The organism is Streptomyces sp. NRRL S-118 (assembly GCF_000716335.1).
Lineage (GTDB): Bacteria > Actinomycetota > Actinomycetes > Streptomycetales > Streptomycetaceae > Streptomyces.
The window spans coordinates 1-6,684 of sequence record NZ_KL591039.1 but is presented as its reverse complement, the minus strand read 5'-3'; the positions used below and the strand labels follow the sequence as shown (position 1 = coordinate 6,684).

The following is a 6,684-nucleotide window of genomic DNA, read 5'->3' as shown; positions in this document are numbered from 1 at the left end:
GGCGCGACCTCGCCCCCCGGGCCGACCGGCACTCACCGCCCGACGCCCGGGCGGTACGCGCCACCGGGGCAGCCGGCGGGTCCTGCGCTGGGGCCCGCCCGGGGCGGCGGCTTCCGGAGCCGCGGTAAGGGCCGCGGACCCTCGGGCTCCCCGAAGCACTCGCCGTCGGCCTCCGGCGCGTCGGCGCCTCCGGGGACGAGCCGCGTCACCGCTTGCGCCGCCTGCGCTCCTTCTCCCTGAAGCGCTCGATCGTGTACGTCGCCCAGTCGCCGCGGTGCAGGTTGCACCGCGACGCCCCGATCATGGCGAGCCGCCGGCAGCGGCCGCCGCCCTTGGTCCGGGCACCGCAGATGGATTGCGTACGAGCCATGTCCGCCTCCTCGGCCGGCTGCTTCTTCTCCGGCCCCAGCCTCACGCCGCGCGTTCCGCCCCGGCAGGGCGCGCACGGGTCCCACGAGGTCACGCTCCGTCGCACACGCGGACCTCACCGCGCGTGCGCGACGGCGAGGCCCGAGGCGCGCCGGGCAGGGCGTCCACCGGAGCGCCGGGCTCCCGGGCGTGGACCCGGGCGCGGACGCCATACAGGCGGGGCACCGGCGCCATGCGGGCGGGGCACCGCGAACCTAGACTGGCGCGAGGTACCAATTCGTCCCGATCCAGGGAGATGCGCACCATGTCCAAGCGAGGAAACAAGCGCCGGGCCCGGAAGGGCAAGAAGGCCAACCACGGCAAGCGCCCCAACTCCTGAGCCGCGAGCGGCACCGACACGCCGACGATCTCACGGCGGGCAGAGCACTCTGCCCGCCGTTCGTCTGCGCCGCACACCCGGCGGCCGAGCGCGCCCGCCGGACCTGGGTCACCAGGTGATCAAGGTCACCGCCCCCCGAATGCCGCAAAGCGACCGTACCGCCCGCCTCGCCGTGAAATATCGACGTGGACACACCAATCACCCATTAGCCTCACATTTCCTTTACCGATCTCCTGACCAAAGGTCGCGCACAACAACATGCACATATCTCCATCCGCTCCGGGGGAGCGGCAGCCCCGACGGGCCTCCGGGCGGCTGCCGCGCACCGCGGCGGTCGCCGCCCTGTCGGCGACCATGCTGGGCGGCTACGCCGTCGCCCTGCCCCAGCCCTCCGCGGCACAGCCGGCCGCGGCGCAGCAGGCGGCGGGGGAAACAGCCGCCCCGCGCACCGCGCCTGACGTCCCGTCCGCCCGTGCCGCGGCAAAGCGCTCCGGCCACCGCGTGGAGGCGCTCTCCGAACGCACCGAGACCTCCACGACCTGGGCCGAGCCGAACGGTGCGCTGACGACCGAACTCACCGCCGGGCCGGTCCGCTTCGACCGCGACGGTTCCTGGGTCGCCGTCGACACCGACCTCACCGAGCGCAGCGACGGCACCGTCGCGGCCAAGGCCCACCCCGCCTCCCTCACCCTCGCGGGCAAGGGCGGCAGCCCGGCCGCGTCCCTGGGCGCGGCGCGCACCGCGGGCGCCCGGGACCTCGTCACGCTCGGCGAGGGCGAGCAGCAGGTGACCCTCCAGTGGAAGGGCGGTCTGCCCCGCCCCGTCCTGGACGGCAACCGCGCCACGTACCCCGAGGCCGTGCCCGGCGCCGACGTCGTCGTGGAGGCGACCCGTACCGGCTTCGAGCAGTACGTGCAGATCAAGAAGCGCCCCGCCACCGGCGACTACACCTACACCCTCCCGCTCCGCGCGAAGGGGCTGCGGGCCCAGCAGCAGGCCGACGGCAGCGTCCTGTTCACCGACCGCAGGACCGGCGTGCAGCGGGCCGTGATGCCGGCGCCGGTCATGTGGGACGCCACCGTCGACGAGCGGTCCGGCGAGCACACCCGCCGGGTCCCGGTGTCCATGAAGGTCCGGCAGAAGGGCTCGTCGGTCGACCTGGTGGTCTCCCCGGACCCCGCCTTCCTGGCGGACCCGAAGACCCGCTACCCGGTGACCGTCGACCCGTCGACCTCCGCGCTGAGCAGCGTGTTCGACACGTACGTCCAGCAGGGCGAGACGCGTGACTGGTCCACCGACACCGAGCTGGACTTCGGCAACCCGGGCACCAAGAACGCCGACGGCACGCCGCGTACCGCCCGGTCGTACATCACCTGGGGCACGGCCCCGATCGCGGACGCGCTGGTCACCAACGCCAAGCTCAGCCTGTGGAACTTCCACTCGGGCAACCCGGACTGCAAGCCGCAGCCGTGGGAGGTGTGGTCCGCCGACCCCGCCGGCCTCTCCAGCCGGTGGGCCAACCGCCCCAAGACGCACACCAGGCACGCGATCTCCACCGAGACCAAGGGCAACCCGGGCTGCGGCGCGGACGGCTGGATCAACGCCGACGTCACGCAGCTCGTGCAGTCCTGGGCCTCGGCCAAGGCGCCGCAGTCGTCCATGGCCCTGACCGCCGCCGACGACACGGCGGTCGCGCAGTGGAAGCGGGTCAACTCCGCCAATGCCACCGCCAATCCGCCGAAGCTGACGGTCACGTACAACTTCCGTCCCCGCTCCGGCAACAACCGCCAGGCCGGCCCGCCGTTCGTCAAGGACGCCTCGGGCACCTGGCAGGTCAACACCACGACGCCGACGCTGCGCGACACGTTCTCCGACAAGGACGGCGACCGCATCAACGGCACGTTCGAGATCGTCGACGCCGCGACCGGCAAGCGCGTGGGCGACTACCTCGTCTCCCCGTACGTGGAGTCCGGGCGCGCCGCGGCCGTGACCCTGCCGGACGGGCTGCTCAAGGACGGCGGGACGTACCGCTTCCGCACCAGCCCCTACGACGGCTCGCACTTCAACCTCGCCTGGTCCGACTGGTCCACCTTCACGGTCGCCACCGGCCGCCGTCCCGGTGGGCTGCCCGACATGCCCCAGGCGCTGGAAGCGGGCGCGACGAGCACCCTCACCCCGCTGCTGTCCGGTGTGGTCTCCAGCCCGGGACAGGGGCGCGTGCGCGCCGAGTTCGAGCTGCGGGACGCCGACGGCAAGCCGCTGACGGGCGTGAAGATGCCCGAGGCATGGGTGGACAGCGGCCTGCGCGCCGCCGCCCGCGTCCCCGAGGGGGTCCTGAAGGACGGGACGACCTACCTCTGGGCGATGCGCGCCTGCACCGACACCGGCTGCTCGGCCTGGTCGTACGAGCAGGAGTTCACCGCCGACGCCGGAACCGCGCCCACAGCGCCCGAGACCGCGTCCGTCGTCCTCAGCGGCGCGTCCCTGGACGACGCCACCGTCGCCGTCGGCACCGAGGCCTGCGCCGCTGGCGGCTGCGCGGCCGTGAAGGACACCCGGCTGACGCTCGGCGGCGGCTCCGGCGCCGAGCGGGTCGTCTGGCTCAAGCCGGACCTGACCAAGGTGCCCGCGGGCGCCCGCGTCACGCGCGTCCGGCTCGTCCTGACCCCCGCCGAGTGCGGCGCGGCCGCCTGCGCACCGCGCCCGGTCGAGACGTACCAGCTCTTCGAGCCCTGGGCCGCCCCGCAGACCGGCACCGGTCTGCTCGGCGTCCTGGACGACGCACCGTTCGCGGACGCGGCGCTCCCGGACACCCAGGACCTGGCCCCGCTGGTGCAGTCCTGGCTGGAACAGGGCTCGTCCGAGGGCATCGCCCTGCGGCTGCCGTCGGCGCAGCGCGACGCCACCGTCTCGTACCACTCCAGCCGTACGCCGAAGGCCGCCGAGCGGCCGCAGCTGGTGATCGACCACGTGGCGCCGACCGCGCCCGGCGCCCCGCAGGACGTGCGGGTGACCCCGGGTGACGGCGGGCTGCTGGCCACGTGGAACGCCCCGCAGGACCTCGGGTCGGCGACCGACGGCGCCGAGTACACCGTGGTCGTGAAGAAGGGCGACGGCAGCGAGGCCGCGAAGGTCACCACGCGTGACCCGCACGCCGTGGTGAACGGGCTGGCGAACGGCACCGCCTACCGCGTCGCCGTGTCCGCGCGCACCGCCCACGGCACGAGCCCGGTGGCCACCACCGAGCCCACCACTCCCGTGGCGGTACCGGGCGGCGCGGCCGTCTACCGCGAGATCGTGCAGCAGTACGCGGACGCCCGCGGAGCCCTGCTGCGGGGCGCCCACCCGACGGCCGCGGCCGCCCTGGCAGCCAGCTCGCGGGGGGCGTCGTTCCAGGACCTGCTGGGGGCGCAGGCCCCCGACCTCATCGCCTCGCGCGAGGCGATGGCCCGGCACGACAGCCGCTACACGGAGACGGCCACCAAGCTGTCGGACGTGCTGGTCGGTACCGATGAGAACGGCACGGTGTTCCTGCGCGCGGTCGTCGAGGAGAAAGCCGTTCTCACGCGGGGTTCCGCCCCCGAGCCGGAGGAGGGGACGCGCGAGCAGCGGTTCACCTTCAGCACGAACAGCGGTGCGCCGATCCTGCACCTGGAGGCCGACGCCCCCGCGGCGGAGACGGTCCTCTCGGCGTCGGCGTCCACGGCGGCGGAGAACGGCCTGGAGGCCGCCGAGGAGGTCCAGGGCCCGATCAGCGAGGTGCCCGACGAGCCGATCGAGCTCGACGCGGACGGCTTCCCGGTCGAGACGGCCCCCGCGGGGGCGGCCCCCGCGTCCGCCACGCGCGTCAAGCGCGCGGCGGTCAACGGTTCGGGCACGGCCAACTGGGCGTCGCGCAACCTCGGCATCAAGTGGGAGTACAAGCAGGACTGCACGAACTTCGTGTCCAAGGCCCTCTACTACGGCGGCGGCATGAAGAGCCGCGGCGGCGGACGGAAGCACGATCGCGCCTGGTGGCAGCAGTACTACCTGTTCGGCACGGTGAAGAACAAGAGCTACACCTGGGCCGGCGCGGAGAACTTCCGCCGGCACATGATCGGCTACCGCGGCGCCCAGTACGTCAAGGCGTACACGGCCAGGGCCGGTGACATCGTGCTGTTCAAGTGGAAGAAGGAGCGGGTGTACAACCACGTCGCCGTCGTCTCCGGCAACCGGCACGGGGTCCAGCTCCTCCAGCACGGAGGCGTGGGCCGGACCAGCCTCGCCGCCGCCATCAACCGGTACCGCCACAAGGCCAACTACATCGAGCGGGTCATCATCCTCCGCCCGAAGTCGAGGAACTGAGCATGCCGCTGAAGAGGACCAAGCGCCCCGGGCCGGCCGCGGCCGGCGCGGCCACCGCGCTCGCCGTACTCGCCGTACTCGCCGGCGGGGCCCTGACTGCCTGCTCGCCTGACTCGGACGAGTCGCTCTCGTACGCGAGCGACTACGCCGCCCACGAGCCGCTGCGGGTCGTGGGCTACCCCTCCCGGGGAAGCCTCGACGTGGTGCAGAAGGCGGTGTGGCGGCTCGCCGACGGTGACGCCGAAGCCCTGGCGGGCCTCGCCGCGGAGAAGGGCGACGCCGCGGAGCCGACGGCCCGCAACTGGGTCAAGGCGTTCGGCGCCGCCGCCAAGGGCGAGGTGACGGCCGACTTCTACGACGAGGGCTCCACCCGGCAGGTCGTGGTGCTGTACTTCGCCAGGAGCGGCCAGGTCAAGGAGATCGAGGCGCGCGTCGGCGAGGACGACGCCTGGGCCGTCACGATGAACGAACCCGACCCGTCCGAAGCCTCGGCGAAGCCCACCTGGGCCCCGCCGAAGCCCGGCGGCACGGGCTCCCGCTCGTCCGCCCGGTAACCGCACACCGCCTCACGACACCGCGCCCCCGGCTCCCCGGCCGGGGGCGCGGTGCGGTGTGCGCCCCGGGGCGCCCGCATGGCGGTGCGGTCCGGGCGCGCGGATGATGGAACCGTGACCGAGGGAACCGTGCCGTTCCGCGGCTATCGCACCTGGTACCGGGTCGAGGGCGAGTGGCCGGGGGCGCGGGGCACGCCCGGCGGCGGCCGGCTGCCGCTGCTCGTGGTCAACGGCGGGCCGGGGTGCCCGCACGACTACCTGGAGGACCTGGCGGCGCTGGCGGAGGGCGGCCGGCCGGTCGTCTTCTACGACCAGCTCGGCTGCGGGCGCTCCGACCAGCCGGACGACCCGGAGCTGTGGGTCATGGAGACGTTCGTCGACGAGGTCGCCGCCGTACGCGAGGGGCTGGGGCTGGACCGCGTGCACCTGCTGGGGCACTCGTGGGGAGCCCAGGTCCTCCTCGAGTACGCCCTCACCCGCCCGCCCGGGGTGGCCTCCCTGGTCCTGGCCGACCCGCTGGCGAGCGCCCGGCTCTACGAGGCGGAGGCACGCCGCCTGAAGGAGACCCTCGCGCCGGAGGTGCAGGAGGTCATCGACCGCCACGAGGCGGAGGGCGTCACGGACGACGCCTACCTGCGGGCGTCCATGCACTTCTACCGGCAGTGGCTCTGCCGGCTGGACCCCTGGCCCGACCACCTGATGCGCTCCTTCGCGAACTGGCGGGAGGACGTGTACGAGACCATGTGGGGCGCCGAGTGGAACGTCACGGGCAACCTCAGGGACTGGGACGTGACGGCCCGCCTGCCGGAGCTGGACCTCCCGGTCCTCCTCGCATCCGGCCGCCACGACGTGGCGACCCCGGCTGTGGTCCGCCCCCTGGCCGACGGCATCCGCGGCGCCCAGTGGACCATCTTCGAGCACAGCGCCCACCTCCCCTCGGCCGAGGAACCGGAACGCTTCCGGGAGGTGGTGGGCTCGTTCCTGAGGGGGGTGGAGGCGGGGGACGGCTGATGCGGGGGGGGGTGCCCCTATCTAGTT

Annotated in this window: 5 protein-coding genes and 1 pseudogene; 5 read left to right on the top strand and 1 reads right to left on the bottom strand. The window is 73.8% G+C overall.

All coding sequences use genetic code 11. From position 1 onward, the window contains the following. Positions 1-205: 205 nt before the first annotated feature. Positions 206-370, bottom strand: coding sequence for a hypothetical protein (locus IH00_RS43615; RefSeq protein ID WP_199819874.1), 165 nt, complete (start codon positions 368-370; stop codon positions 206-208). A gap of 303 nt (positions 371-673) precedes the next feature. On the opposite strand from IH00_RS43615, the gene IH00_RS45635 reads away from it, so the two are divergent. The 5 genes and pseudogenes from IH00_RS45635 to IH00_RS0135085 all read left to right on the top strand — a co-directional run bounded on the left by IH00_RS45635 (position 674) and on the right by IH00_RS0135085 (position 6,657). Then, on the top strand, positions 674-748 hold the full coding sequence (locus IH00_RS45635; protein WP_391811501.1) for a 50S ribosomal protein bL37: 75 nt from the start codon (positions 674-676) through the stop codon (positions 746-748). Between the two features lie 342 nt (positions 749-1,090). After that, positions 1,091-2,854: pseudogene (locus IH00_RS44685) on the top strand (DNRLRE domain-containing protein); the annotation flags it as partial. Between the two features lie 27 nt (positions 2,855-2,881). After that, positions 2,882-5,092, top strand: a complete 2,211-nt coding sequence (locus IH00_RS44680) for an amidase domain-containing protein (protein WP_324615818.1) — start codon at positions 2,882-2,884, stop codon at positions 5,090-5,092. A 2-nt stretch (positions 5,093-5,094) separates the two neighbouring features. Beyond that, positions 5,095-5,646, top strand: coding sequence for a hypothetical protein (locus IH00_RS0135090; protein WP_031080377.1), 552 nt, complete (start codon positions 5,095-5,097; stop codon positions 5,644-5,646). 114 nt (positions 5,647-5,760) lie between these two features. Further along, on the top strand, positions 5,761-6,657 hold the full coding sequence (locus IH00_RS0135085; RefSeq protein WP_031080376.1) for a proline iminopeptidase-family hydrolase: 897 nt from the start codon (positions 5,761-5,763) through the stop codon (positions 6,655-6,657). Positions 6,658-6,684 lie beyond the last annotated feature (27 nt).